The organism is Acidovorax sp., from assembly GCF_046339755.1.
Lineage (GTDB): Bacteria > Pseudomonadota > Gammaproteobacteria > Burkholderiales > Burkholderiaceae_C > Acidovorax.
Genome location: NZ_JBKDTZ010000163.1, coordinates 1 through 23,831, shown reverse-complemented (window position 1 = coordinate 23,831; position 23,831 = coordinate 1). Strand labels below are relative to the sequence as shown.

The window sequence follows — 23,831 nt, the reverse complement described above, 5'->3', positions numbered from 1 at the left end:
GCTTCGAGGATTTCGTGAAGGTCATCGGCAATGCCGATGCGGTGCTGCTGACCGAGGTCTATGCCGCCGGCGAAGCACCCGTGGTGGCGGCGGACGGCCGCTCGCTGGCACGCGCGCTGCGCGTGGCCGGGCGCGTGGAGCCGGTCTTCGTGGACGACGTGGCCGAGCTGCCCCAGGCCATTGCCGACAACGCGCGCAATGGCGACGTGGTGATGTGCATGGGCGCGGGCTCCATCGGGGCCGTGCCGGCCAAGGTAGTGGACATGCTGCAAGGCAACGACAAGCAAACCAACGACAAGGCGCTGGCGGGGAGCGCGACATGACGACGATGATGACGAAACTGGGTTCCAACGTGGATGTGAAGGCTCTGGGCAAAGTGGCCGTGCTGATGGGCGGCGCGTCCGCCGAGCGCGAGGTGTCGCTGATGTCCGGCACCGGTGTGCTGCAGGCGCTGCGCTCGCGCGGCGTGGATGCCCATGCCTTCGACCCCTCGCAAAACGAGCTGGGCGAGTTGCGCCGCGATGGTTATGCACGCTGCTTCATCGCACTGCACGGCCGCCATGGCGAGGACGGCACGGTGCAGGGTGCACTGGAGCTGCTGCGCATTCCCTACACCGGCCCGGGCGTGATGGCCTCCAGCATCGCGGTGGACAAGATCATGACCAAGCGCATCTGGCGCGCCGAGGGCCTGCCCACGCCGGACTGGCGCCTGGTGGGCAGCGTGGCCGAGACCACCGATGCGCTGGCTGCCCTGGGGGCTCCGATGATCGTCAAGCCCTCGCGCGAAGGCTCCACCATCGGCCTGACCAAGGTCACCTCGCCCGAGCAGTGTGCCCAGGCCTACGCCCTGGCCTCGCGCTACGACCCCGAGGTGCTTTGCGAGCAGTTCATCGAAGGCGAGGAAACCACCTGCCCGATCCTGGGCGAGGGCGCCAGCGCCTATGCGCTCCCAGTGATCCGCATCGTCGCGCCCGAGGGCAACTACGACTACCAGCACCAGTACTTCACCGACGTCACGCAGTACCACTGCCCGAGCGGCCTGCCCGAGGCCGAGGAGCGGGAGATCCAGCGCCTGGTGGTGGCGGCTTTCCGCTCGCTGGGCTGCCGCGGCTGGGCGCGTGCGGACATCATGATCCGCGCCAGCGACCGCCAGCCCTTCCTGCTGGAGATCAACACCTCGCCCGGCATGACGGGGCATTCGCTCGTGCCCATGTCGGCGCGCGCGTCGGGCATCAGCTACGAAGACCTGTGCGTGGGGGTGCTGGCCACCGCCACCATGGACACGCCTGTCGGCAGCACCCTGGGGAGCTGATGAACACCAACGCGCTGCCCGCACCGCTGGACGTCAAGCTCATGAACATGACCGCATCGGTCCTGTTCGTGGGCTGCGCCCTGCTCGTGCTGGCGGCGGGCGCCTGGTGGGTGCTGCGCTATCCGGGCTTTGCGATCGCGCGCATCGTGGTGCAGGGCGAGCTGGTGCACAACAACGCCGTCACCTTGCGCGCCAACGTGGCGCCGCACCTGGTGGGCAACTTCTTCACGGTGGACCTGCGCAAGGCGCGCGAGGCCTTCGAGCAGGTGCCCTGGGTTCGCAAGGCCGCAGTGCGGCGCGAGTTTCCGGGCAGCCTGCATGTGGTGCTCGAAGAGCACGACGCCGTGGCGTACTGGGGGCCCGAGTCGGGATCGGCCATGGTGAACACGCAGGGCGAGGTTTTCGAGGCGAACGTGGACGACGTGGAGCAGGACGGCCTGCCGCGCCTGCAGGGCCCCAGCGGGACCTCGGGCGAAGTACTGCAGATGTACGGCCTGATGCAGCCGGTGTTCGAACCGCTGGGCATGGATGTGGAGGAGCTGGCGCTCACCGGCCGGGGTGGCTGGCGCGCGACGCTGGACACCGGGGCGGTGGTGGAACTCGGGGGCGGCACGCCGGCGGAGGTGGTGGCGCGTGCCAAGCGCTTTGCACGCACGCTGACCCAGGTGGCGGCCCAGTACAAGCGCCGGGTGGATGCGCTCGAGTCGGCGGACCTGCGGCACGCGGGAGGCTATGCATTGCGGCTCAAGGGTGTGACCACCATGGGCCCGGAGGCGGCAGCAGCGGCCGCCACACGGAGGTAGCAGCATGCAGGCAAGGTACATACGGCGCAGCGGGCAGGGCGGAACAACGAAGGGCAGTGACTGAATATGGCAAGAGAATACAAAGACGTGGTGGTCGGCCTGGACATCGGCACGGCGAAGATCATGGCCGTGGTTGCCGAAGTCCTGCCCGGCGGCGAGCTCAAGCTCGCCGGCCTGGGCGTGGCCCCGAGCAATGGCTTGAAGCGCGGCGTGGTGGTCAACATCGACGCCACGGTGCAGAGCATCCAGCAGGCTCTGAAAGAGGCTGAGCTGATGGCCGACTGCAAGATCCAGCGCGTGTACACCGGCATCACCGGCAGCCACATCCGCGGCCTCAATTCCAGCGGCATGGTGGCCGTCAAGGACAAGGAAGTCACCTCGGCCGATGTGGCGCGCGTGGTGGAGACGGCCAAGGCCATCAACATCTCGTCCGACCAGCGCCTGCTGCTGGTGGAGCCCCAGGAGTTCGTGATCGACGGGCAGGACGTGAAGGAGCCCATCGGCATGAGCGGCATCCGCCTGGAGGCCAAGATCCACATCGTGACCGGTGCCCAGAGCGCGGCCGAGAACATCATCAAGTGCGTGCGCCGCTGTGGGCTGGAGGTCGAGCAACTGCTGCTCAATCCGCTGGCGTCGAGCCAGGCCGTGCTGACCGACGACGAGCGCGAACTCGGTGTGGTGGTGGTGGACATCGGCGCGGGCACGACCGACGTGGCCATCTTCACCGGGGGCGCCATCCGCCACACGGCGGTGATCCCGATCGCCGGCGACCTTATCACCAGCGACATCGCCATGGCGCTGCGCACGCCAACGAAGGACGCCGAAGACATCAAGGTCGAGAGCGGCTACGCCAAGCAGCTGCTGGCCGACCCCGAGAGCCAGGTGGAAGTGCCGGGCCTGGGCGACCGCAGCCCGCGCATGCTCAGCAAGCAGGCGCTGGCCGGCGTGATCGAGCCGCGCGTTGAAGAGATCTTCTCGCTGGTGCAGCAGGTGATCCGCGAGTCGGGCTACGAAGAAGTGCTGTCCTCGGGCATCGTGCTCACCGGCGGCAGCGCCGTCATGCCGGGCATGATCGAACTCGGGGAAGACATCTTCCTCAAGCCTGTGCGCCGCGGCATTCCCAAGTATGCGAGCGCCCTGTCGGACATGGTGGCCCAGCCGCGTGCCTCCACCGTCATGGGCTTGCTTGAAGAGGCGCGCCTGGCACGCCTGCGCGGCTTCAAGGTGGCGCAAAAGAGCGGCTCCATGAAGACGGCGTTCGGTCGGTTCAAGGACTTCATCGTGGGGAACTTCTGATGGCCATGAACCACTGCCACCGATTTGCGCGCGCAGGTCCCCGAATGCCCGGCGGGCGATGGCGATGCACAGGACCGCCTTGCCGCCCGCGCCACCAGACAACACCGAACCCCATTTTGCAATTGCGTACGAAGACAGAACCAGGAGCTCCAACATGTCCATCGAAATGATCGAAGCCGAAACATTCAACCAGGGCACGCAGATCAAGGTGATCGGCGTGGGTGGCGGCGGCAGCAACGCCGTCGAACACATGATTGCCCGCAGCGTGCAGGGCGTGGAATTCGTCTGTGCCAACACCGATGCGCAGGCGCTCACGCGCAGCTCCGCGCACAGCGTGATCCAGCTCGGCGCCAGCGGCCTGGGCGCGGGCAGCAAGCCCGACAAGGGCCGTGATGCAGCCGAAGCCGCCGTGGAGGACATCCGCGCTGCCATCGACGGCGCGCACATGCTGTTCATCACCGCCGGCATGGGTGGCGGCACGGGCACGGGTGCTGCGCCCGTGATCGCCCGCATCGCCAAGGAGATGGGCATCCTCACCGTGGGCGTGGTCACCAAGCCTTTCGACTGGGAAGGCGGGCGCCGCATGGCCAACGCCGACAACGGCCTGGCCGAACTCGAAGCCAACGTCGACTCGCTGATCGTCGTGCTCAACGAAAAGCTGCTGGAAGTGCTGGGCGACGACATCACCCAGGACGAAGCCTTCGCGCACGCCAACGATGTGCTCAAGAACGCTGTGGGCGGCATTGCCGAGATCATCAACGAGTACGGCCAGGTGAACGTCGACTTCGAAGACGTGCGCACCGTGATGGGCGAGCCCGGCAAGGCCATGATGGGCACGGCCACTGCCAGCGGCCCGGACCGCGCGCGCATCGCGGCCGAGCAGGCCATCGCCTGCCCGCTGCTCGAAGGCATCGACCTTTCGGGCGCCAAGGGCGTGCTGGTGCTGGTCACGGCCAGCAAAGGCAGCTTGAAGCTGTCCGAGTCGCGCCTGGCGATGAACACCATCAACGCCTATGCCTCCAAGGATGCCCACGTGATCTTCGGCGCGGCCTACGACGACACCCTGGGTGACGAAATCCGCGTGACCGTGGTCGCCACCGGCCTGTCGCGCCACAATGCCCGCCGCCAGCCGATCTCGGTGGTGCAGGGCGGCCTGCGCACCGGCACCGACAACATGGCCTACCAGATCCCCGTGGCCGGCGCTGCGGGCGTGATGGGCAACGCCATGGGCGCGGTTCCCGGCCAGACCGGCCACGGCGGCGGCAGCTCGCAGGCCGACTACGGCAGCATGTCGGTGCCCAGCGTCTGGCGCACCAACCGCACGCAGGCCGCTGCCCGCGTGGACGCGCTGTCTTCGGGCGGCATGGACGACCTGGAAATCCCGGCTTTCCTGCGCAAGCAGGCGGACTGATGGCGGTGGGGCCGCACGCACTGCGGCCCGGCATGCCTGTTTATCCCAAGGGGCCTGCGGCCCCTTTCTTCATGGCGCCGGGGAGGACGGGGCCGCAGGCGCTGCGCTGCTCGCAACCTTGAGCGGCAATGCCACCTGCACGGTGGTGCCAGCACCCTCCCCGCGGCACACCGTCAGCAGGGCGCCAATCAGCAGGGAACGCTCCTGCATGGTGCGCAGTCCGTTGCCACTGGCACCGTCCTGCCGGCCCACGCCGTCGTCCTGTATCCGGACGGTGATGGTGTCGGCATCGGACTGCGCGGACAGGCGCAGTTCACGCGCGCGTGCGTGCTGCAGCGCGTTGGAAATGGCCTCGAAGACGATGTACTGCAGGTGGCGCATGGCCTCCTCGCTGCAGCCGGACCACAACGGCAGCAATTGCACATCCCACACCAGCTCCAGGCCCGAATCGCGGATGCGTTGCTCCAGCCGGAAGCGCAGGCTGGCCAGCAGTGCATTCACGTCGCCGGCAGGCAGGGACATGGCGTCGACCGACAGGCGCAGCTGGTCGAGCGATTCGCGCAGCGTCTGCATCACCTGGGCCTGCGATGCCACGCCGCCCTCCAGCTGGCGCATGGCGGTGATCAGGTGGGCGCCAGCACCATCGTGCATGTCGCGCAGGATACGTGCACGCTCCTCCGATTTGGCACTGGTGCGCTCCAGTGCGCGCAGCGCCTCGTGCTGGCGGGCGAGCTTCTCCTCGCGCTCGTGCACCCGCTGCTCCAGCGATGCGGTCAGCTGCAGCAGTTGTTGGCGCGCTTGCTGGAAGCGTTGCCCCACGATGGCCAGCACCGCCAGGCCGGCCAGTGTGGCGGCCCAGAGGGTCCATCCTCCGTCCATGTACTGGGCGGGCGCCAGGCGTGCCGCCGTGATGTCGCGCACCAGGGCCACCCAGCACACGCACAGTGCCAGCAGCATCCACAGCCGGGGGCCGTCGCAAGGGGGCCGGCAATGCCGGGCCAGTTGCACCACCAGCGCCACCCAGGACGCCAGCAAGGCCACGGTCCAGCCCAGCACTGCATCGGCTCCGAGCAGCACGGCCAGCGGACACAGCCCGAAGATGGCCCAGGCCGCCCAGGTCTCGGCGCGCGGGCGCGGCCCCCAGACCGCGCGTGCCAGCCAGTACAGCGACAGGCAGCCGGCCCAGAACAGGCCCTGCACGGCCTGGAACCAGTGGGGCCAGGACAGGAAGATGTCCTCCATCCAGGTCGCGGTGATGCGGCAGGCCCAAAGCAGTTCGCACAGTGCGGCGTAGGCGTAGAGGGCCTGGCGCTGCTGCCACCACAGCAGCAGGCAGAAGACACCGACCACCAGGCTGAACAGGGAGATCGCCCGGGGCAGCGTCACGCGCTGCCATTCGAGCGCATGCCAGCGCTCCTGGAGCAGCGCCTCGGGCCCTACCTGCACGGGTGAGATGCCGGCACGCCGCAGGTAGTCGGCACGGATGGTGATGGCCAGTTCGTTGTGTTCCTGCAGCAAAGGCCCTGGCAGGCGCAGCCACAGCGGCCTGCGCCCGGTCCAGCCATCGTTGGGCGTGAGCAGCGCGCCGCCGCTGGCCAGCACCTCGCCGTTGAGCGTGACGCGGTAGGCATTGCCCAAGCGGGGGATCAGCAGCGCATGGGGCTCCTGGCGGGCGGCCGCCGGAACGTCGAACGCCAGCCGCGCCGTGGCCCAGCCGGCCTTGCGCCGGTGCAGCACATCCCAATGCAGGGGCAGGGTGAAAGGCAAGGCCTGCGCAGGCGGGCCGGAATCCCCGCGCAGGCGTATGCCCAGTTGGACCTGGCTGAGTACCTGCACGCCCGGAGTGCCCGGCGCAGCCTCCTCCTGCACGGCGGTGCCCTGGGCATGGGCCGGCAGCACCTGCCAGCACAGCAGCAGGCCATGCAGGAGGCAGCGTGCAAGCAGGTGCAGCATCGGTGGCTCCCGTGCCCGGGCTCAGGGGCTGCGCCGCGTGCGGTCCAGCAGGCCCATGCGGCTGGCTTCGAACACGGCCTCACCGCGCGAGTGCACGGCCAGCTTGCTGTACAGGTTCTTGATGTGGCTTTGTACCGTGTGCTTGGAAATGTCCTGCAGGCGTGCGATCTCCGCGTAGGAGTAACCCCGCGCGATCAGCTCCAGCACGTCCGACTCGCGCGGGGTGAGCTCCAGTGCCGGCAGCGACGGCTCCACAGGCTGCGGCTGCGTGCGCCCACCGTGCTGGCGCAGCCGGGCCAGCAGCTTGCGCGCGATCATCGGTGAGATCGGCGATTCGCCGTGCTTGACGCCCAGGATGATCCGGCCCACATCGGCTGGCGTGGAGTCCTTCTGGATGTAGCCCACGGCACCGGCCTCCACGCAGGCGATCACAGTGTCTTCGTCGCCGAAGACCGAGACCACCAGCACCTCGCAGGCCGGCTGCGTGCGCACCACATGCTGCAGCAGCGCCAGGCCATGGCCGTCGGGCAGTGCCAGGTCGGTGAGCAGCACGTCGGCCGGGTGCTCGTCGAGCCAGGCGCGCGCAGGCGCCAGCATGCCGAAGGAAGCGGCCAGCTCCAGCTCGGGATGGGCGGTGACGCAGCCCTCGAAGAATCTGCGCATCTCGGTGTCGTCCTCGATCAGTACGACGCGCCAGCGGGGTGTGCTCATGGAAGGCGGGGTAGGGGCTGCGAGGTGGGAGTTGCTCCATCTTAGCGTCCGCGTGGCCTGCGTCATCCCATGTTCTCGGCCCCACTCTCCCATGTTCATGGGGTGCGGGTGGAGCGCCCGAAACCTACGATTTTCCCAGGGCCGCAGATGCCATGGCGCGTGCCGCCCCGGGGGCAAAAAATTTTCACGGACCCCGCATCCAGAACGCAGAACGCCCCGTTCCACAAGCAGGACGCCATGGGGCGCCCCCAACCGGAACCACCGAGACAGGAACCAACATGCAACCCATTCGACACCTCGCACCCGCACTGCTCCTGGGCCTGACGGCGCTGGCAGCGCAGGCCCAGCCCGTCTTCCAGCAGGGCGTGCTTGCCGACGCCAGCGGCCGCGCGGTCTACACCTTCGACAAGGACGCTCCCGGAAAAAGCAACTGCAGCGGTGGCTGCCTTGCTGCCTGGCCTGCTTTCACTGCCAAGGCTGGCGCCAAGGCCGAAGGCGACTTCGGCCTGATCGAAGCCAGCGGCGCACGGCAGTGGAGCTTCAAGGGCAAGCCCCTGTACTACTACGCCAGCGATGCCAAGGCCGGCGACCGGCTGGGCGATGGCATGGGCGGTGTGTGGCACGTGGTGCCCAAGCCCTGACGGCCGATCTGCCTCCGACACCTTCTTCACACCCTCTTCTTCACTCCTTTCTTCAGGACACCATCATGAAATTCTCGTCTGTCGCCATCGCCTGCCTCACCCTGGCCGGTGCCGCCGTTTCCACCTCCGCCTGGGCCGACAAGGCCTCCCTGCTGCGCGCCACCGGCAACGTGCCCGAGCGCGCCGAATGCCCGGCCAACACCGAGGTCAACCGTGTCGGCGGCGTGCTCAAGTGCAGCGTCACCCTGGTGTTCGAGCGCGGCTCGATCTGCCCACCCGCCAACAAGCCCAACTACGTGGCCATCCAGATGGCGGGTGCCGACAAATGCCTGCCCGCCGTGACGGGTGACGTGGTCAGCGTGCCGTCGGCCATGAACCCGGTGGCCGGTCCGCCCAAGCTCAAGGGCCAGTCGGGCCTGCCCGGCGACATCATGGGCTACCTCACGGCTGTTGGGCCGGCTGCACTGCTGGGGCCGGACGAAGGGCGTTACCAGCGTGTCGTCAATGGCGCGGGCGCCGACAAGTTCGTGGCCGAGAAGGTGGTTCACCTGTGGCCTGCCAGCTACCCGGTGCACTACACCCTTGGCAAGAACCCCGCCAACGGCGTGAGCTGCCCTGCCGGCTACACCGACGTGACCGGGCGCAGCCAGGACAGCCTGGGCTGCGAAAAGATCGAAAAGCGCAAGCCCATGTGCCAGAACGTGGGCGGGGTCGGCTGGCGCCTTGAAATCAAGCGGGGTGAAGACCGCTGCCAGGGCCCGACCGAAGGCCCCACCAAGCCCGACGGTGAGCACGCCGGCCCCGGCAACGACTGGAGCCTGGACACCGATGCCGCAGGCAACGAGGACCGCTGGGTGCGCGTGTCGTACACGCGCCCTGTCGGCCGCTGACATCCCTAGCCGGCCCTTACCGTGCACCCACCCAGGGGCGCGGTGCGGGCCGTCCTGTGCACGTTCATCCCTTTCGCCGAGATCGCCATGACATTCAACCACTCTCCCGTGCGCGGCCGGGTCCGCCGCGCAGCCGCTGTGGCCGCCGTGCTGGCCCTCGTCGGCTGTGCCGGCGCCCCGGACCGCGCCGCCCTCAATGCGGTGCGCTCCCAGGCCAACCCCACGGACCGGGCGCAGCGCACCATCACCAACTTCACGCCCGCGCTGCGCTGCATGGACGAGATGATGTTCGACATGGGTACGCGCGACATCACCATGATGATGGAGGAGTTCCGCGATGCCACGCAGAAGGTGCCCGTGTCGGCCCGCGACATGCTCACGTCGGCCGTCTCGGACATGACGCGGCGCTCGCGCGGCGTGCGCCTGTCGGTCTTCGGCAGCGACCAGCAGAACCTCACGCAGGCGCTGGCCCAGGCCCAGCGCACCAACGCCTTCAGCGTGGTGCCGGCCTACAACATCCGCGGCACGGTGAGCCAGCTTGACGAATCGGTGCTCAAGGACGGCCGCTCCTTCGGTGCCACGCTGGCGCAGTCTGTGTTCGGCGTGCGCTTTGGCAGCGAGACGAAATTCTCGGTGCTCGGGCTCGATGCTGCCGTGGTCGAGACCGACAGCATGACCCTGCTGCCCGGCGTGTCCTCGAAGAACACCACCGTGCTGGCCAGCCGCGATGCCAGCGCGGCCGATGGCCAGGCGCAGCTGGTCAATCCCGGCATCGGCGTGGTCTTCTCGTTCACCACCTCGCGCGCCGACGGTCCCTCGCAGGCCGCGCGCAACATGGTCGAGCTGGCCGCCGTGGAACTGGTGGGCAAGCTGCTGCGCGCACCGTACTGGCAATGTCTGGGCACGGCCGATACCGATGCCGAGGTGCAGCGCGAGCTGGCCGACTGGTTCCTGTCCATGGACGAGGGCGAGCGCATCGCCTTCTACAAGGAGCGCATGCGCGAGCGGCGCTACTACGACGGTGCCATCGACGGCCAGGCCGACGCCGCCTTCGACGCCGCGCTGCAAAGCTACCGCAAGGCCCTGGGCCTGCCGGTCCAGGGGGCCATGGACCAGGGCTTCTTCCGCTCCTTCGTTCTGGGCAAGGTGCCGCGGGGCCCGTTGCAGGCGCTGCCGCGCAACACGGCGACACGTGCCTCCGGCGCGGCGCTGGCGCCCGTGGCGGCGGCCGCACCTGCCGGCACCGACCCCGCCGCGGCCGCCGCTGCGGCTGCGGCTGCGCCGCCGCCCGCGCCCGACATCCCTGCGCTGGCCGTGGCGCTGGCTGCGCCAGAGCGGGGCAGCGCCCGCCTGGACCTCGCGGTGCAGCGGCCCGGCTATGTGTACTGCTACTCGCAGGACCCGGCGACGCGGCGCATCCAGCGCATCTTCCCCAACCGCTTCGAGCGCGACCCGCGCATGGTGCCGGGGCAGGCCCGCAGCCTGCCGGGCAACGGGCGCTTCGTGCTCAACCCGGCGGCCGAGTTCGCCTGCCTGCATGCGCCCATCGAGGTCTATGGCGACCTGCCGCCACCGCTGCGCTGGGGCGATTTCGAGGACATCCGCGTCGGAACCTTCGAGGAGATCCGGGCCGGCTTCACCCAGGCCTCGGGCATGCCGGTGCAGCTTTTCGCGGTGCCGAAATGAGCGCGGCGGCCATGCCCTCCGACGAGCTGCCGAAGGCGGTGGCGCAGCTCCTGTCGCGCGTGGTCTTGCGCGACGCCTCGGCCCTGCAGCGCCTGTACCAGCTGGTGGCCAGCCGGCTGCTGGCGGTGGCCGTGCGCGTGGTGCAGGACCGCGCGCTGGCCGAGGACGTGCTGCAGGAGGTGTTCGTGCACCTGTGGAACCGGCCGCAGACCGGCGCGCCAGGCCAGAGCCTGAGCCTGGCATGGCTGTGCGTGGTCACGCGCAACCGCGCCATCGACACTCTGCGCAAGCGCCGCCCCGAGACCTCTCTGCACTGGCGCGATGCCGATGGCCAGGAGCAGGTGCACGATGCCGCCGCCGAGGGCGCTTCGCCGCTGGAGCAATTGCTGGCCGAAGAAGATGGGTCGCGTCTGGGCCGCTGCATCGGCGAGATCGACAGCGAGCCGCGCAGCGCCGTGCTGCTGGCCTACTACGAGGGGCTCTCCCATGCCGAGCTGGCCCAGCGCCTGGCCCGGCCCCTGGGCACGGTCAAGGCCTGGATGCGCCGCAGCCTGGCACGCCTGCGCGATTGCATGGAGTCGTGCACATGATGTGGCACCACCATCCCCGGCTGGTGGACCTGTTGGCCGGCGAATACGCGCTGGGCACCTTGCAGGGCGGTGCCCGCCGGCGCTTCGAAAAGCTGCTCGCACGCCGCCCCGACCTGGCCGAGGCCGTGGCGCGCTGGAACGAGCGCATGGCGCCCGTGCTGCTGGCCCTGCCACCCCAGACCCCCGCGCCCGGCACCTGGCGCGCCATCGAGCAGCGCCTGGGGCTGCAGGCGCCGGCTGCGCCGATGGCGTGGTGGAGGCGGCTGCTGCAACCGGCCCCTGCGGGTGCCCTGGAGCTCGGCCTTCTGGTCGGGGTGATGCTGCCATCGCTCTGGCAGGCGCAGCATGGCGTGCCGGACACGCCGGCATCCACCCAGTTGCCAGAAAGCTATGTGGGCGTGCTGGGCCTGGCCGATGGGCGGCCCGGCCTGGTGGTTTCCAGCCTGCGGCAGGGCCGCACGGTGGACATCAAGCGCGTGGCGGCAGTCCCGGTCCCTCCTGGCCAGGTGCTGTACCTGTGGTCGCTGGATGCGTCGGGCCAGGCCAGCCCGGTGGCACCGCTGCCGCAAGGGCCCTTCGTGCACCTGCAACTGGGCGCACCGGCCGAAACCGTGTTCGCCAAGGCGGTGGAGCTGGCCGTCAGCCTGGAGCGCAAGGACGCCAGCCCGCAGGCGCCCTCGGGCGCCTATGTCTACCGGGGGCTTTGCGGCAAGCTTTGGCGTGTGCCTTGAGCATGAACAGGGTCCGGGCGGCTGGATGGTCTTGCTGCGAGCAGGGACGGGCGCGCCCTTTTACAATGTGGGAATGCTCCAGCAACGCACCCTCAAGACCTTGACCCGCGCCGTCGGCGTGGGGCTGCACAGTGGCCAGCGGGTCGAGCTGACCCTGCGGCCAGCCCAGCCCGACACCGGCATCGTGGACCGCCGGGTGGCCCTGCCGCAGCCGGTGGACATTCCCATCCGGGCCGATGCGGTGACCGACACGCGGCTGGCCTCGACCATCGGGGTCGGCAGCGCCAAGGTGCATACCGTGGAGCACCTGATGTCGGCCTGCGCCGGCCTGGGGCTCGACAACCTGTACGTGGACATCACGGCCGAAGAGGTTCCCATCCTCGACGGTTCGTCCTCGTCCTTCGTGTTCCTGCTGCAGAGCGCGGGCATCGAGCTGCAGAACGCGCCCAAACGCTTCATCCGCGTCAAGCGGCCCGTGGAAGTGCGCGAGGGCAGCGGTGCCCAGGCCAAGTGGGCGCGCCTCGTCCCCTACCATGGCTACAAGCTGAGCTTCGAGATCGATTTCGACCACCCGGCGGTGGATTCCACCGGCCAGCGCGTGGAGTTCGACCTGGGCTCGGGCAACTACAGCCGCGACATCGCCCGCGCGCGCACCTTCGGCTTCACGCGCGACGTGGAGATGATGCGCTCCAACGGCCTGGCCCTGGGCGGCGGGCTGGACAACGCCATCGTGATGGACGACTACAAGGTGCTCAACAGCGACGGATTGCGCTACGACGACGAATTCGTCAAGCACAAGATCCTCGACGCCATGGGCGACCTGTACATCATCGGCCGGCCACTGCTGGCCGCGTACAGCGCCTTCCGCTCGGGCCATGCGATGAACAACCTGCTGCTGCGCGAGCTGCTGTCCCAGCCCGACGCCTGGGAAGAGGTCACTTTCCAGGACGAACGCCAGGCTCCGCAGGGCTTTGTCCAGCCTGCGCGCGCCTGGTAGGGCGGCGCACCACCCCATGCTGCTCTTTCGCTGGGTGGTCATGGCGCTGCTGCTGGCAGCCGCCGTGTCCTTCGCCTTCTATGCGGGCACGGGCCAGCCGCACTATAAGCGCTGGGGTTTGGTGGTGCTCAAGTGGACGGTCATCGCTGCCGTGTTTTTCTTTGCAGTGGTGCTGATCGGACGGTTGTAGGGTTTCTCCAGCCGGCATGGCTATACTGGCGTCTGCTCCGGGGTGTGCGAAAGCGCTGAGATGCAAAGGGCCTGACGATGGATTCGTCAGGCGGCCTGCGAACCCGACGAACTTGATCCGGTTCATACCGGCGGAAGAAGAGCCGACCTTCATGCCTGCGCGCGCACGCCTTTTTGGGCTTGCCCATGCGGAGCATGCCGTCCATGCGCCAGCCTTGGTGCGTGCGCGGGGCGCCAGGTCCATTCCGGAGCAAATCCCTTTGCCACCGGAATCTGGAGACCTGCCCCATGAATGCACCTGACCCCCTTGACCGCGAAGAATTCGCCGAGCTGCTGGCCGCCACGCGCGAGCCTTTTCCGGCCTCGCGCAAGGCTTACCTGCCCGGCCAACGGTACCCCGAACTGCGCGTGCCTGTGCGCGACATCGCGCTGACCAACGGCGAGCAGGTCAGCGTCTACGACACCTCCGGCCCCTATACCGACCCGGACGCTGCCATCGACGTGCGGCGCGGACTGGCCAGCGTGCGCGGCGGCTGGATCGCGGCACGGGGGGATACCGAAGCCTACGAGGGCCGTGCGCCCCTGGCGCTGGACGATGGCCAGAAGAGCGAGGACGCCGTGCGCCTGGCCCAGTTGCGCGCCGAGGCCGCAGCCCTGCAGCGCCAGCCCTTGCGCGCGCGCAGCGGCGGCAACGTGACACAGATGCACTACGCCAGGAAAGGCATCATCACGCCCGAGATGGAGTACGTGGCCCTGCGCGAGAACGGCAAGCGCGAATGGATGGCGCAGTACCAGGCCGATGCGCGTCGCGAGCGCCGCCTGGCCGGCAACCCCATGGGCGCCAGCATTCCGCGGGTCATCACGCCCGAGTTCGTGCGCGACGAGGTGGCGCGCGGGCGCGCCATCATCCCGGCCAACATCAACCATCCCGAGGTGGAGCCCATGGCCATCGGGCGCAACTTCCTCGTGAAGATCAACGCCAACATCGGCAATTCGGCCGTCACCTCCAGCATCGAGGAAGAGGTCGAAAAGCTGGTCTGGGCCATCCGCTGGGGGGCCGACAACGTGATGGACCTGTCCACCGGCAAGAACATCCACACCACGCGCGACTGGATCGTGCGCAACAGCCCCGTGCCCATCGGCACCGTGCCCATCTACCAGGCGCTGGAGAAAGTGGGCGGCGTTGCCGAGGACCTCACCTGGGCGATCTTCCGCGACACGCTGGTCGAGCAGGCCGAGCAGGGCGTGGACTATTTCACCATCCACGCTGGCGTGCGCCTGGCCTACATCCACCTCACGGCGGCGCGGCGCACGGGCATCGTCTCGCGCGGCGGCTCCATCATGGCCAAGTGGTGCATGGCGCACCACCGCGAAAGCTTCCTGTACGAGCACTTCGAGGACATCTGCGACATCATGAAGGCCTACGACGTGTCCTTCAGCCTGGGTGACGGCCTGCGCCCGGGCTGTGCCTCGGATGCCAACGACGAAGCCCAATTCGCCGAACTGCACACCCTGGGCGAGCTGACCCAGGTGGCCTGGAAGCACGATGTGCCGACCATGATCGAAGGCCCCGGCCATGTGCCCATGCACATGATCCAGGCCAACATGACCGAGCAGCTAAAGACCTGCCACGAGGCGCCGTTCTACACCCTGGGGCCGCTGACCATCGACATCGCGCCGGGGTACGACCACATCGCCTCGGCCATCGGGGCGGCCATGATCGGCTGGATGGGCACGGCCATGCTGTGCTACGTGACGCCCAAGGAGCACCTGGGCCTGCCTGACCGCGACGACGTCAAGCAGGGCATCATTGCCTACAAGATCGCCGCGCATGCCGCCGACGTGGCCAAGGGCCACCCGGGTGCGCGCGCGCGCGACGACGCGCTGAGCCAGGCGCGTTTCGACTTCCGCTGGCAGGACCAGTTCAATCTGGGCCTGGACCCCGAGACGGCCCAGGAATACCACGACGAAACCCTGCCCAAGGACAGCGCCAAGGTGGCGCACTTCTGCTCCATGTGTGGGCCCAAGTTCTGCTCCATGAAGATCACCCAGGAAGTGCGCGACTTCGCGGCCCAAAAGGGGTTGGCGGAAGGGCAGGCGCTGTCCACCGGCATGCAGGACAAGGCGGCGGAATTCCAGCGCACCGGCGGGCAGCTCTACGTGCCGCTCACCCCTGTCAAATAAGTGACGCTACTGCATCCATAGAATGGCTACTAGCCACCCTGGAGGCGGTACATACCCTCTGCGGCAGAGTGTGTGCGGGCGAATACAGTCGCGCCCACACACGCTCCACAGGTACCTATGGTTCTGTGGCACCAAAGTTGCTATGCTGTAGTTGTCAAAAAATGTAAGGAAGAGCGATGAACCTGCTCAGCCGTCTTTCGATCCGTGCGCGACTGTACTTCGGCACGATTTTCTCCCTGGTTCTGCTCGTCGTGATCGGTGCCATGGGTTACCTCGCGTTGGAGCGCACCCGAAGCACCCTGGACCAGCTGTTCTCCCAGCGGGTGCAGACTTTGACCGATGTGGCCGAGTTGCGCACCACCTTGGGTGACCTGCGCCGCATCGAAAAGGACATCATCATCAGCTTCAACAACTCCGTCGAAGTGGCGGCCCTGCGCGAGAGCTGGAAAAAATCGCTCACTGCCTTGAACAAGGGCATGGCCGATGTGCGCCAGGTGCAATCGGGCGACGCGGCGTTTGTCGAGGCCATCGACAAGTCCCTGGCCGAGGTCAAGGAGTATGAAGCCGGCATCTCTCCCGTGTTCGAGCAGATCGAGCGCGCGCAGATCGACGGTGCCGTGGGCGGCGCCTATGCCGACCGCTTGAAGAAGCACATGGAGGCCACGGACAAGCTGCTGTCCGATCTCTCCGTGACGGCACGCACCAAGATGGACGAGGCGCGCGAAGGCGTCAACAGCTTGACCACCACCATGTCCGGCCTGATCGGCATCGTGCTGGTGCTGGCGCTGGCCGTGCTCATTCCGCTGACCTTCTTCAGCGTGCGCTCGATCACCCGCTCGATTGCGCAGGCCAGCGAGCTGGCCGAACGCATCGCCGGCGGCGACCTGTCCCGCGATGTCGAGGTGACCTCGCAGGATGAAGTGGGCCAGCTCGTGGCCTCCATGGCGCGCATGCAGGATGCGCTGCGCGGCCTGGTGCAGCAGGTGCAGGAGGCGGCGGGCAACATCTCCACGGCCAGCACCGAGATCGCGTCGGGCAACCACGACCTGAGCCACCGCACCGAACAGACCGCGGCCAACCTGGAGGAAGCCGCCTCGTCGATGGAACTGCTCACCAGCACCATCGGCCAGAGCGCCCAGTCCTCGCGCCAGGCCAGCGATTTCGCCACCTCGGCTGCCGAGGTGGCCGGGCGCGGCGGCGTGGTGGTCTCCCAGGTGGTGACCACCATGGACCAGATCACCACCAGCTCGCGCAAGATCGCCGACATCACGGGCGTGATCGATGGCATCGCCTTCCAGACCAACATCCTGGCGCTCAATGCCGCCGTGGAAGCCGCCCGTGCCGGCGAGCAGGGCCGGGGCTTTGCCGTGGTGGCCAGCGAGGTGCGCAACCTGGCCCAGCGCTCGGCCGCGGCGGCCAAGGAGATCAAGGGCCTGATCGGTTCCTCGGTGGAACGCGTGGAGGACGGCTCGCGCCTGGTGAGCCAGGCCGGCGCCACCATGAACGAGATCGTGGGCAGCGTGCGCCGTGTCTCGGACATCATCAGCGAGATCACGGCGTCGTCGGCCGAGCAGCGCGACAACGTGGGCCACATCAGCCAATCGGTGAGCCAGCTGGACAACATGACGCAGCAGAACGCCGCGTTGGTGGAGCAGTCCACCGCAGCGTCGGAATCCCTGCGCGAGCAGGCCCTGCAGCTGACCCAGGCCGTGAGCCAGTTCAAGCTGCAGCCGGGTGCGGTGCAGGCGGCTGGCGGCCCTGCCGGCATGGGGGGCACCACGGCGCCACCACCGCGCGGAATTCCTGCGCCGATGAATCCACCCCTGGTGAAGAAGGTAACGGCAGGCAACCGGCCGGCACTGCAGATTCGCTGATCGGGGGCGAGAGCCTGCGCCATGGAAAAGGGCCGCTTGCGCGGCCCTTTGGTTTGCGGCACCCAGGGGCCCTAGTCGCGCGTCACCCGCAGCACTTCCTCGCGGCTGGTGATGCCCGCCGCGATCAGGCGCTCGCCATCCTCGCGCATCAGCGCCATGCCGCCTGCCAGGGCCGCCGTACGGATGTCGGCCTCGGCGGCCTGGTTGTGGATCTGGGCGCGGATGGCATCGTTGGTCACCAGGAGCTCGAACACGCCGGTGCGGCCCGTGTAGCCGGTCTGGCTGCAATGCTCGCAGCCGGCGCCATGGCAGTGGCTGCAGTACTTGCGCACCAGGCGCTGCGCCAGCACGCCGAGCAGCGAGGACGACAGCAGGAAGGGCTCCACGCCCATGTCGGTCAGGCGCGTGACGGCGCTGGCCGCATCGTTGGTGTGCAGTGTGGCCAGCACCAGGTGGCCGGTGAGGGAGGCCTGGATGGCGATCTGCGCGGTCTCGAAGTCGCGGATTTCGCCGATCATGATGATGTCCGGGTCCTGGCGCAGGATGGCGCGCAGGGCCTTGGCGAAGGTCAGCTCGATCTTGCTGTTGACCTGGGTCTGGCCCACGCCCGGTAGCTCGTATTCGATGGGGTCTTCCCCCGTCATGATGTTGTTGCGCGTGGCATCGAGCCGGCCCAGCGCGGCGTACAGCGTGGTCGTCTTGCCCGAGCCCGTGGGGCCGGTCACGAGGATGATGCCGTGCGGCTGCGCGATCAGGCCCTCGAAGCGCTGCAGCGTCTCGCCCTGCATGCCCACGGCCTCCAGGCTGAGCTTGCTCTCGCTCTTGTCCAGCAGGCGCAGCACGGCGCGCTCGCCGTGGGCGCTGGGCAGGGTGGAGACGCGCACGTCGATGGCGCGCGTGCCCAGGCGAAGGCTGATGCGCCCGTCCTGCGGCAGGCGCTTTTCCGAGATGTCGAGGTCGGCCATGATCTTCAGGCGCGAGATCAGGGCAGCGTGCAGGGCGCGGTTGGGCTGCACCACTTCGCGCAGCGAGCCATCCACGCGAAAGCGCACGCTCGAATGCCGTTCGTAGGGCTCGATGTGGATGTCGCTCGCACCGTCGCGCGCGGCCTGCGTGAGCAGGGCGTTGAGCATGCGGATGATGGGCGCGTCGTCAGCCGTTTCCAGCAGGTCCTCTACGGCGGGCAGATCCTGCATCATGCGGGACAGGTCCGCGTCGGATTCGACCTCGCTCACCACGGTGGCCGCGCTCGACTCGCCCTGGGCATAGGCGGCACTGATGCGCTGGGCCAGGGCTGGCGCCTCCAGCGATTGCAGGTGGCGGACCTTGTGCTTGCGCATCACTTCCGACAGCGCGGTCACGTCGGGCGCAGGGCCGTGCCACAGCACGAGCTGCTGGCCATCGTCTTCCAGCAGCAACTGGGAGGTGCGGGCAAAGGCGTAGGGCAGGGGGTGGCGCATGGTATTCTCAGAGCGTCTGGCGCGTCACCGTGGCGCCCGGGGCCAGCTGGCGCACCAGGGCGGCGGCCGCTTCGGCCGAGGCCTCGTTGTAGTAAGGGCCTACACGCACGCTGGTGCGCGGGCCTTGGCTGGTTTCCACGGCCTGCTCGGAAATGGGCAGGACCGAGGTACGCAGCTTGTCCAGTGCCGCGCGCGAGGCACTGTCGTCGCCGAAGACGCCGACGCGTCCGTAGTAGGTTGGGGCCGCGGCAGCGGCTGCTGCAACCGCCACCGTGACGGGCGCAGCGGGCACCGGCGCTTCGCTGATGGGCGCGCCCGCAGGCGACAGCCGGGGCGCTGGCTGAACAGGCGTCACCAGATCCTGCATGGGGGCGGGTTGCATGCGTGGAGCTGGAGCATTGCGCTGTGGCAGGTCCGGCAGCACGGGGGCGCCCGATATGGATCGCAGTGGCAGGCTCGACGCGGGTTGCGTCACCTGCTGCAGACCGCGGATCGCATCGTAGCGGTCTGCCATCAAGGCCTCGCTGGTGGCTGCGTCACGCACCACTACGGGGCGCAGGAAAACCATCAGGTTGGTCTTGTTGCGTGTCCGATTTTCGCTGCGGAACAGGCCCCCCACCAGGGGCAGATCGCCCATCACCGGCACCTTGTCTTCACCCTGCGAGTAGCTGTCTTCCAACAGACCGCCGAGAACGATGATGTTGCCATCGTCAACTACCACATTGGACTCGATGGAGCGCTTGCTCGTCGTGGGGCCGTTCACGTCCGAGAGAGTTGCACGGTCAATCTTGGAGACTTCCTGGTAGATGGACATCTTCACCGTGCCGTTCTCGCTGATCTGCGGGCGCACCTTGAGCATCAGGCCCACATCCTTGCGCTCCACGGTGGTGAAGGGGTTCACCGTGTTGCTGCCGCCGGTGTTGGCGTACGAGCCGGTCGGGAAGGGCACATTGTTGCCGATCACGATGCGCGCCTCCTCGTTGTCCAGCGTCATCAGGTTGGGGGTGGACAGCACATTGGCGTCGCCGCTGTTCTGCAGGAAATTGGCCAGGGCGCCCAGGTAGTACTGGCCATTGATGCGCGGTGCCAGGGCCAGGTTCAGGCCCTTGCTCAGCGTGCTGGCGGCGGAGGTGATAGCGCTGGTGCTCCCGCTGGCCAGCGCTCCCGTGACGTTCAGAATGTTGGCGCCTCCGCCTTGGACGGAATTGGTGCCGATGACGCCGACGGTGCCATCGCCCTGCTTGCCCAAAACCCCTTGCCACTGGATGCCGAACTCCGCCAGCTTGGTAGCAGAGACCTCCACGATCATGCTTTCCACCAGCACCTGGGCCCGTCGACCGTCGAGTTGGTCGATCACGGCGCGCAACTGGCGGAACAGCGGTTCGGGCGCGGTGATGATCAGCGAGTTGGTGGTCGGGTCGGCCTGGATCAGGCCGCCAGTGGAGGGCTGGTTGCTGTTGGCGCCGCCCATGCCCGAACCAGCACCCATGCCGGAGCTGCTGCCCAGCCCGCCGAGGCTGTTGCTGCTGTTGTTGCTGGAACCACCGCTGAGGCCACCGCTGTTGCTGCCACCCGAGAGCGAGGGCGACGAGGGAGCGCTGGAAATCGCTGGCGTGCTGGCGCTGGCGCCGCCGGTCGAATTGCCGCCCATGCTGGCCATGGCCGCGCGCAGGGTGGTGGCCAGCTTGGTGGCATCGGCGTTCTTGAGGTAGACCACATGGATGTTGCCCATGGAGGCGCTGCTGCCCGGCACCGGGGGCTGGTCGAGCTTGTCCACGAGCGCACGCACCATGGCCACGCGCGCGGGGTTGGCGGCACGCAGGATCAGCGAATTGCTGCGCGGCTCGGCCAGCAGCGTGGTCTTGAACGAGGTGTCTGCCTGGCCCTGGGCGGCAGCGGGCGCAGCGCCGCTGCCGCCATCGATGAGGCGTGCCACCAGAGGTGCAAGGTCGACCGCCAGGGCATTGCGCAGCGGGATGATCTCCACATCGCTGGCGTTGGAGACGTCCATCGCTGCGATGATGCGGCCCAGCCGCTGCAGGTTGTCGGCGTAATCGGTGATCACCAGCGAGTTGTTGCCGGGGTTCACGTTGATGGTGTTGTTGGGGCTGATCAGCGGGCGCAGCACTGGCACCAGATTGCCCGCGTTCTCGTAGTTGAGCTTGAAGATCTGCGTCACGATCTGCCCACCGCCGGGCGTGCCGCGTGCCGAGCCCGACTCGCTCACCCCCACGCTGCCGCCCTGCAGCTTGGCATCGGCCTCGGGCACCACCTTGTACAGGCCCGCCGACTCCACCACCGTGAAGCCCTGCAGGCGCAGGGCTGCAAGGAACTGCTGGAAGGCGGCCGAAGGAGGTACGGCGCGCTCGGTGATCAGCGTGAGCTGGCCCTTCACACGCGGGTCCACCACCACGTTGCGCCCGGTGATGGTCGCCATGGTGCGGGCCACGGCCTCTATCTCTGCGTTGGCGAAGTTCAGCGTGACGGGCTCGTTGCCGCGCACGCTGCTGGTGCCCGTGCCCACCGCCGTCTGCGCCAGGGCCAGAGGGCTGCTGGTGAGCAGCATGGCGGCCAGGGTGATCGAGGTGACGGCGAATTGCAGATGCGGCGAATAGGAGGAAGCGGAAGTCGTCATAGGGTCAACCCACGTTGATGAGGGAGCGCGCGCCGTTGCGCCGTCCGATGATGTTCAGAAGATTCGTCAGGGCTGCTTCGCGGTCGGGCGCCGCACTGGCCTCGCCGGCGAAGCGCAGGCGCTGGCCCACCCACTGGCCGGTGCCACTCAGCTGCAGGTGGCCGTTCAGTGTGCTCAAGGTGAGGATGGGCACTTCGCCGCCCTGCACGGCCAGGCGGTAGCTTCCCATGGGGCGCAGCGTGGACAGGCGCGACGACATGTCCAGCGCATCGAGCTGCACTTGGCCTTCCAGCACCATGCGGCCTGCCTGCCAGGCGGCCTGCAGGCCGCGGGTCTGCAGCGCCAGCTGGCCTTGCGGCTGCAGCGTGTTCCACGGCGTGCCCAGGCCCGAAAGCAGGGCGGCGGGCCAGCGGCTCTGGCTGTCGCCCACCGTCACGCGCAACTGCGAAAGGCCCAGGGCCAGCCGCGCCTGCAGCGGTTGCACGGTGCAGCAGGGGGCCTGCATCTGTGCCTGCACACCGGTGAAAGTGGGGCGCAAGGTCCACTGCACGCGCCCGGGCAGGGCCGTGCGGTCCTGGCTCGCGGTGCCGCCGGTCAGGACCAGCTGGGCCGAGCCGTTCCAGACCGTGCCGCGCGCTTCCGACAGCAGCAACGGCCCGCCCGTGGCCTGGGCCAGGCCACGAGCCAGCCATTGCGCAGGGGCAAAGACCAGCAGTGCCGGCAGCAGGCCAGCCAGTGCGCCGCCCACGGCCCAGCCCCAGGGCGAGTGGGGAACGGCGCCGGTGGCGCGATGGGATGAGCGGGTGCTGCGGGTGGGGGACACGGGGCGTTTCGTGGGCTTCACCGCGCAGGCAGGGCCAGCACCAACGTGCCGTCCCAGCGCGGGGTGCCGGAGGTGGAGCCGGTGGGCGCGTTGCCCAGGGCGGGAGGGGATCCCGCGGCCGGCATGGCCCCGGGAATCGGGGGCATCAGTGGACCCGAGGGCGCGGCGCCCGCACCCGGCGCCGGCAAGGCCGGCGCCGCGGCGGGGCCTTGCGGGCCAGGGCGGGCGTTGCCTGCCGCCGCCACGGGTGCGGCCGGGGTTGCCGAGCGGGTCAGGCGCGCTTCGACGGGCACGGCCCGGGCGTTGCTGCGCGCCAGCGCCAGCCACTGCGCAATGGCATCGGCGGGGGCAGCCTTGAGTATCACGGTGGCACGGTCGCCGACCACATTGAGCTGGGCGGCCGTGCCCATGCGCTGGGTCAGGCCGTTGCGCAAGGCTCCGGTGGCGTCGCCGGCGCTGTTGCGCGGCATGGCCTGCAACTGCTGGGCCTCGGCCTGCAGGCTGCGCATGCGCTGCAGCTGAGTGTCCAGTTCGGCATGGCGTTTGGGGGCTGCGCGCAAGGTCTGCAGGGCCGGCGAAATGGCCACCCACCACACCAGGGCCAGGCCCACGAGTGCGCTGGCGGCCAGCACGAAGTTCTGTTCGCGCGGGGCCATGCCCTGCCATTGGGCCTTCAGTGGAGCGAGCCGGCTCATGGGGCGGTCTCCGCACGCAGCACCAGGCTGCCATCGTCCAGCCGGCCGGTGTAGCCGGCGGCCCGCAGTCGGGTGGTGAGCACGGGTTCCTCTTGGGGGGTGAGCGGCAGGCCGCGCAGGCGCAGCTCACCGGTGGTGAATTCGAGGCCGGTGGGGATGCGGCCCTCGGGCAATGCGCCGCCGGCCGCGGCCATCATGGGTTCAAGATCGCGCGGCGAGAAGCTGCCGGACGCCTGGCGCAGCAGCGCCATCTCGCGCTCCATCTGCTCCAGCGGCGCGACCACGGCCTGCACCTGCGGAAAGGTCTGCGTGAAGGTGCTGCGCACGGCGGCCTGCTTGGCGGCCAGGGACTGGCGCTCCTGCCAGGCCCAGACATTCAGTCCGGCCAGGTGCGCCAGCACCAGCACGCCCAGGGCCCAGCGCGCTGCGCGCCACTGGGGGGCGTACAGCAGCGCGCCCAGGGCGCCACCGGCCTTGCGCAGGGCGCGCGAGCGGCTGTTGCTGGAGAGTTCGAACTGGGCCAGGTCCCAGTCACTGCGGGCGGCGTCCAGGGCCCGGGCGCTGGCCGTGTGCAGGCTTACCGGGTGGCCCAGTGCGTGTTCGGCCAGTTCCGCCACGGCCGGATCGGCACGCAGGGGATTGGCTGGGGCCTCGCCACCGGCGCTGGCCAGGCCGGCCAGTGCCAGCGTGGCGGGTGTCAGGGGCAGGACCGAAATGCCCTGGTCGGCACCCAGGCCGCACAGGATCAGCTGGGGGTCGTCCTCGGTCCCCAGGGCCGATGCTTCGAGGCCACCGCTGGCCGTGGGGCCGGGCGCGACCTCGGGTACCACGCGGGACACGCGCCGGCCGGCGGCTTCCAGGGCCTGCAGGTGGGCGCGCAGCCAGGCCCGGTCGCACACGGCCACCCATCCCGGCACGCCGGCCTGGGCGCCCGGTGGCAGCGCACAGTG

At 68.8% G+C, this 23,831-nt stretch carries 21 protein-coding genes and 1 riboswitch; of the genes, 14 read left to right on the top strand and 7 right to left on the bottom strand.

Annotation, left to right across the window (positions count from 1 at the left end; genetic code table 11):
* The 5 genes from ACK59X_RS13715 to ftsZ form a co-directional block, all read left to right on the top strand.
* On the top strand, positions 1 to 323 hold a 323-nt coding region (locus tag ACK59X_RS13715), incomplete at its 5' end, for a glutamate ligase domain-containing protein (protein WP_409957878.1).
* A complete protein-coding gene (locus ACK59X_RS13710; RefSeq protein WP_409957877.1) occupies positions 320 to 1,312 on the top strand; it encodes a D-alanine--D-alanine ligase in 993 nt (330 codons plus the stop codon). The genes ACK59X_RS13715 and ACK59X_RS13710, both read left to right, overlap by 4 nt.
* Positions 1,312 to 2,115: a cell division protein FtsQ/DivIB gene (locus tag ACK59X_RS13705; RefSeq protein ID WP_409957876.1), complete on the top strand. Its 804-nt coding sequence runs from the start codon at positions 1,312 to 1,314 to the stop codon at positions 2,113 to 2,115. Before ACK59X_RS13710 ends, ACK59X_RS13705 begins: the two co-directional genes overlap by 1 nt.
* A 66-nt stretch (positions 2,116 to 2,181) precedes the next feature.
* Positions 2,182 to 3,411 (top strand): cell division protein FtsA, encoded by a 1,230-nt coding sequence (gene ftsA, locus ACK59X_RS13700; RefSeq protein ID WP_184859518.1) that lies wholly within the window; start codon positions 2,182 to 2,184, stop codon positions 3,409 to 3,411.
* 154 nt (positions 3,412 to 3,565) lie between these two features.
* A complete protein-coding gene (gene ftsZ / locus ACK59X_RS13695) occupies positions 3,566 to 4,822 on the top strand; it encodes a cell division protein FtsZ (protein WP_409957875.1) in 1,257 nt (418 codons plus the stop codon).
* A 69-nt stretch (positions 4,823 to 4,891) separates the two neighbouring features.
* Here ftsZ and ACK59X_RS13690 read toward each other — a convergent pair whose 3' ends face one another.
* Entirely contained in the window at positions 4,892 to 6,775 is a 1,884-nt protein-coding gene (locus ACK59X_RS13690; protein WP_409957874.1) for an ATP-binding protein, read from the bottom strand.
* 21 nt (positions 6,776 to 6,796) lie between these two features.
* Complete coding sequence (locus tag ACK59X_RS13685) at positions 6,797 to 7,486, bottom strand: response regulator (protein WP_409957873.1); 690 nt, start codon at positions 7,484 to 7,486, stop codon at positions 6,797 to 6,799.
* A gap of 278 nt (positions 7,487 to 7,764) precedes the next feature.
* Here ACK59X_RS13685 and ACK59X_RS13680 point away from each other — a divergent pair, with 278 nt between their 5' ends.
* The 9 genes from ACK59X_RS13680 to ACK59X_RS13640 all read left to right on the top strand — a co-directional run bounded on the left by ACK59X_RS13680 (position 7,765) and on the right by ACK59X_RS13640 (position 17,268).
* A complete protein-coding gene (locus tag ACK59X_RS13680; RefSeq protein ID WP_409957872.1) occupies positions 7,765 to 8,127 on the top strand; it encodes a hypothetical protein in 363 nt (120 codons plus the stop codon).
* A gap of 65 nt (positions 8,128 to 8,192) precedes the next feature.
* Complete coding sequence (locus ACK59X_RS13675) at positions 8,193 to 9,017, top strand: hypothetical protein (protein ID WP_409957871.1); 825 nt, start codon at positions 8,193 to 8,195, stop codon at positions 9,015 to 9,017.
* Between the two features lie 87 nt (positions 9,018 to 9,104).
* Positions 9,105 to 10,703 (top strand): DUF4384 domain-containing protein, encoded by a 1,599-nt coding sequence (locus tag ACK59X_RS13670; RefSeq protein WP_409957870.1) that lies wholly within the window; start codon positions 9,105 to 9,107, stop codon positions 10,701 to 10,703.
* 11 nt (positions 10,704 to 10,714) lie between these two features.
* Positions 10,715 to 11,293, top strand: coding sequence for a sigma-70 family RNA polymerase sigma factor (locus tag ACK59X_RS13665; RefSeq protein ID WP_409957869.1), 579 nt, complete (start codon positions 10,715 to 10,717; stop codon positions 11,291 to 11,293).
* A complete protein-coding gene (locus ACK59X_RS13660; protein WP_409957868.1) occupies positions 11,290 to 12,024 on the top strand; it encodes a hypothetical protein in 735 nt (244 codons plus the stop codon). The genes ACK59X_RS13665 and ACK59X_RS13660 overlap by 4 nt, the downstream gene beginning before the upstream one ends.
* Positions 12,025 to 12,097: 73 nt before the next feature.
* The gene (gene lpxC / locus ACK59X_RS13655; RefSeq protein WP_409957867.1) at positions 12,098 to 13,021 is read left to right on the top strand and encodes a UDP-3-O-acyl-N-acetylglucosamine deacetylase; all 924 of its coding nucleotides are present in this window, start codon (positions 12,098 to 12,100) and stop codon (positions 13,019 to 13,021) included.
* 16 nt (positions 13,022 to 13,037) lie between these two features.
* Entirely contained in the window at positions 13,038 to 13,211 is a 174-nt protein-coding gene (locus tag ACK59X_RS13650; protein WP_409957866.1) for a hypothetical protein, read from the top strand.
* Positions 13,212 to 13,239: 28 nt separating this feature from the next.
* A riboswitch (TPP riboswitch) is annotated at positions 13,240 to 13,367 on the top strand.
* A gap of 131 nt (positions 13,368 to 13,498) precedes the next feature.
* On the top strand, positions 13,499 to 15,394 hold the full coding sequence (thiC, locus tag ACK59X_RS13645; protein WP_409957865.1) for a phosphomethylpyrimidine synthase ThiC: 1,896 nt from the start codon (positions 13,499 to 13,501) through the stop codon (positions 15,392 to 15,394).
* A gap of 176 nt (positions 15,395 to 15,570) precedes the next feature.
* Positions 15,571 to 17,268: a methyl-accepting chemotaxis protein gene (locus ACK59X_RS13640; RefSeq protein ID WP_409957864.1), complete on the top strand. Its 1,698-nt coding sequence runs from the start codon at positions 15,571 to 15,573 to the stop codon at positions 17,266 to 17,268.
* Between the two features lie 71 nt (positions 17,269 to 17,339).
* Here the strand turns inward: ACK59X_RS13640 and ACK59X_RS13635 are convergent, their stop codons facing one another.
* The 5 genes from ACK59X_RS13635 to gspL all read right to left on the bottom strand — a co-directional run.
* Positions 17,340 to 18,728 carry a GspE/PulE family protein gene (locus ACK59X_RS13635; protein WP_409957863.1) on the bottom strand — a complete coding sequence of 463 codons (1,389 nt, stop codon included), beginning with the start codon at positions 18,726 to 18,728 and terminating at the stop codon, positions 17,340 to 17,342.
* Between the two features lie 7 nt (positions 18,729 to 18,735).
* Positions 18,736 to 21,363, bottom strand: coding sequence for a type II secretion system secretin GspD (gene gspD, locus ACK59X_RS13630; RefSeq protein WP_409957862.1), 2,628 nt, complete (start codon positions 21,361 to 21,363; stop codon positions 18,736 to 18,738).
* A gap of 4 nt (positions 21,364 to 21,367) precedes the next feature.
* Entirely contained in the window at positions 21,368 to 22,186 is an 819-nt protein-coding gene (gspN, locus tag ACK59X_RS13625) for a type II secretion system protein N (RefSeq protein ID WP_409957861.1), read from the bottom strand.
* A 17-nt stretch (positions 22,187 to 22,203) separates the two neighbouring features.
* Positions 22,204 to 22,881, bottom strand: a complete 678-nt coding sequence (gspM, locus tag ACK59X_RS13620; protein ID WP_409957860.1) for a type II secretion system protein GspM — start codon at positions 22,879 to 22,881, stop codon at positions 22,204 to 22,206.
* Positions 22,878 to 23,831, bottom strand: a 954-nt coding sequence (gene gspL, locus ACK59X_RS13615) for a type II secretion system protein GspL (protein WP_409957859.1), incomplete at its 5' end; no start/stop codon positions are given. The genes gspM and gspL, both read right to left, overlap by 4 nt.

What these genes read in the sequence shown, in the direction of transcription:
- ACK59X_RS13710 (WP_409957877.1), top strand. Translation starts at nt 320, where the DNA reads ATGACGACGATGATGACGAAACTGGGTTCCAACGTGGATGTGAAGGCT.
- ACK59X_RS13705 (WP_409957876.1), top strand. Translation starts at nt 1,312, where the DNA reads ATGAACACCAACGCGCTGCCCGCACCGCTGGACGTCAAGCTCATGAAC.
- ftsA (WP_184859518.1), top strand. Translation starts at nt 2,182, where the DNA reads ATGGCAAGAGAATACAAAGACGTGGTGGTCGGCCTGGACATCGGCACG.
- ftsZ (WP_409957875.1), top strand. Translation starts at nt 3,566, where the DNA reads ATGTCCATCGAAATGATCGAAGCCGAAACATTCAACCAGGGCACGCAG.
- ACK59X_RS13690 (WP_409957874.1), bottom strand. Translation starts at nt 6,775, where the DNA reads ATGCTGCACCTGCTTGCACGCTGCCTCCTGCATGGCCTGCTGCTGTGC.
- ACK59X_RS13685 (WP_409957873.1), bottom strand. Translation starts at nt 7,486, where the DNA reads ATGAGCACACCCCGCTGGCGCGTCGTACTGATCGAGGACGACACCGAG.
- ACK59X_RS13680 (WP_409957872.1), top strand. Translation starts at nt 7,765, where the DNA reads ATGCAACCCATTCGACACCTCGCACCCGCACTGCTCCTGGGCCTGACG.
- ACK59X_RS13675 (WP_409957871.1), top strand. Translation starts at nt 8,193, where the DNA reads ATGAAATTCTCGTCTGTCGCCATCGCCTGCCTCACCCTGGCCGGTGCC.
- ACK59X_RS13670 (WP_409957870.1), top strand. Translation starts at nt 9,105, where the DNA reads ATGACATTCAACCACTCTCCCGTGCGCGGCCGGGTCCGCCGCGCAGCC.
- ACK59X_RS13665 (WP_409957869.1), top strand. Translation starts at nt 10,715, where the DNA reads ATGCCCTCCGACGAGCTGCCGAAGGCGGTGGCGCAGCTCCTGTCGCGC.
- ACK59X_RS13660 (WP_409957868.1), top strand. Translation starts at nt 11,290, where the DNA reads ATGATGTGGCACCACCATCCCCGGCTGGTGGACCTGTTGGCCGGCGAA.
- lpxC (WP_409957867.1), top strand. Translation starts at nt 12,098, where the DNA reads ATGCTCCAGCAACGCACCCTCAAGACCTTGACCCGCGCCGTCGGCGTG.
- ACK59X_RS13650 (WP_409957866.1), top strand. Translation starts at nt 13,038, where the DNA reads ATGCTGCTCTTTCGCTGGGTGGTCATGGCGCTGCTGCTGGCAGCCGCC.
- thiC (WP_409957865.1), top strand. Translation starts at nt 13,499, where the DNA reads ATGAATGCACCTGACCCCCTTGACCGCGAAGAATTCGCCGAGCTGCTG.
- ACK59X_RS13640 (WP_409957864.1), top strand. Translation starts at nt 15,571, where the DNA reads ATGAACCTGCTCAGCCGTCTTTCGATCCGTGCGCGACTGTACTTCGGC.
- ACK59X_RS13635 (WP_409957863.1), bottom strand. Translation starts at nt 18,728, where the DNA reads ATGCGCCACCCCCTGCCCTACGCCTTTGCCCGCACCTCCCAGTTGCTG.
- gspD (WP_409957862.1), bottom strand. Translation starts at nt 21,363, where the DNA reads ATGACGACTTCCGCTTCCTCCTATTCGCCGCATCTGCAATTCGCCGTC.
- gspM (WP_409957860.1), bottom strand. Translation starts at nt 22,881, where the DNA reads ATGAGCCGGCTCGCTCCACTGAAGGCCCAATGGCAGGGCATGGCCCCG.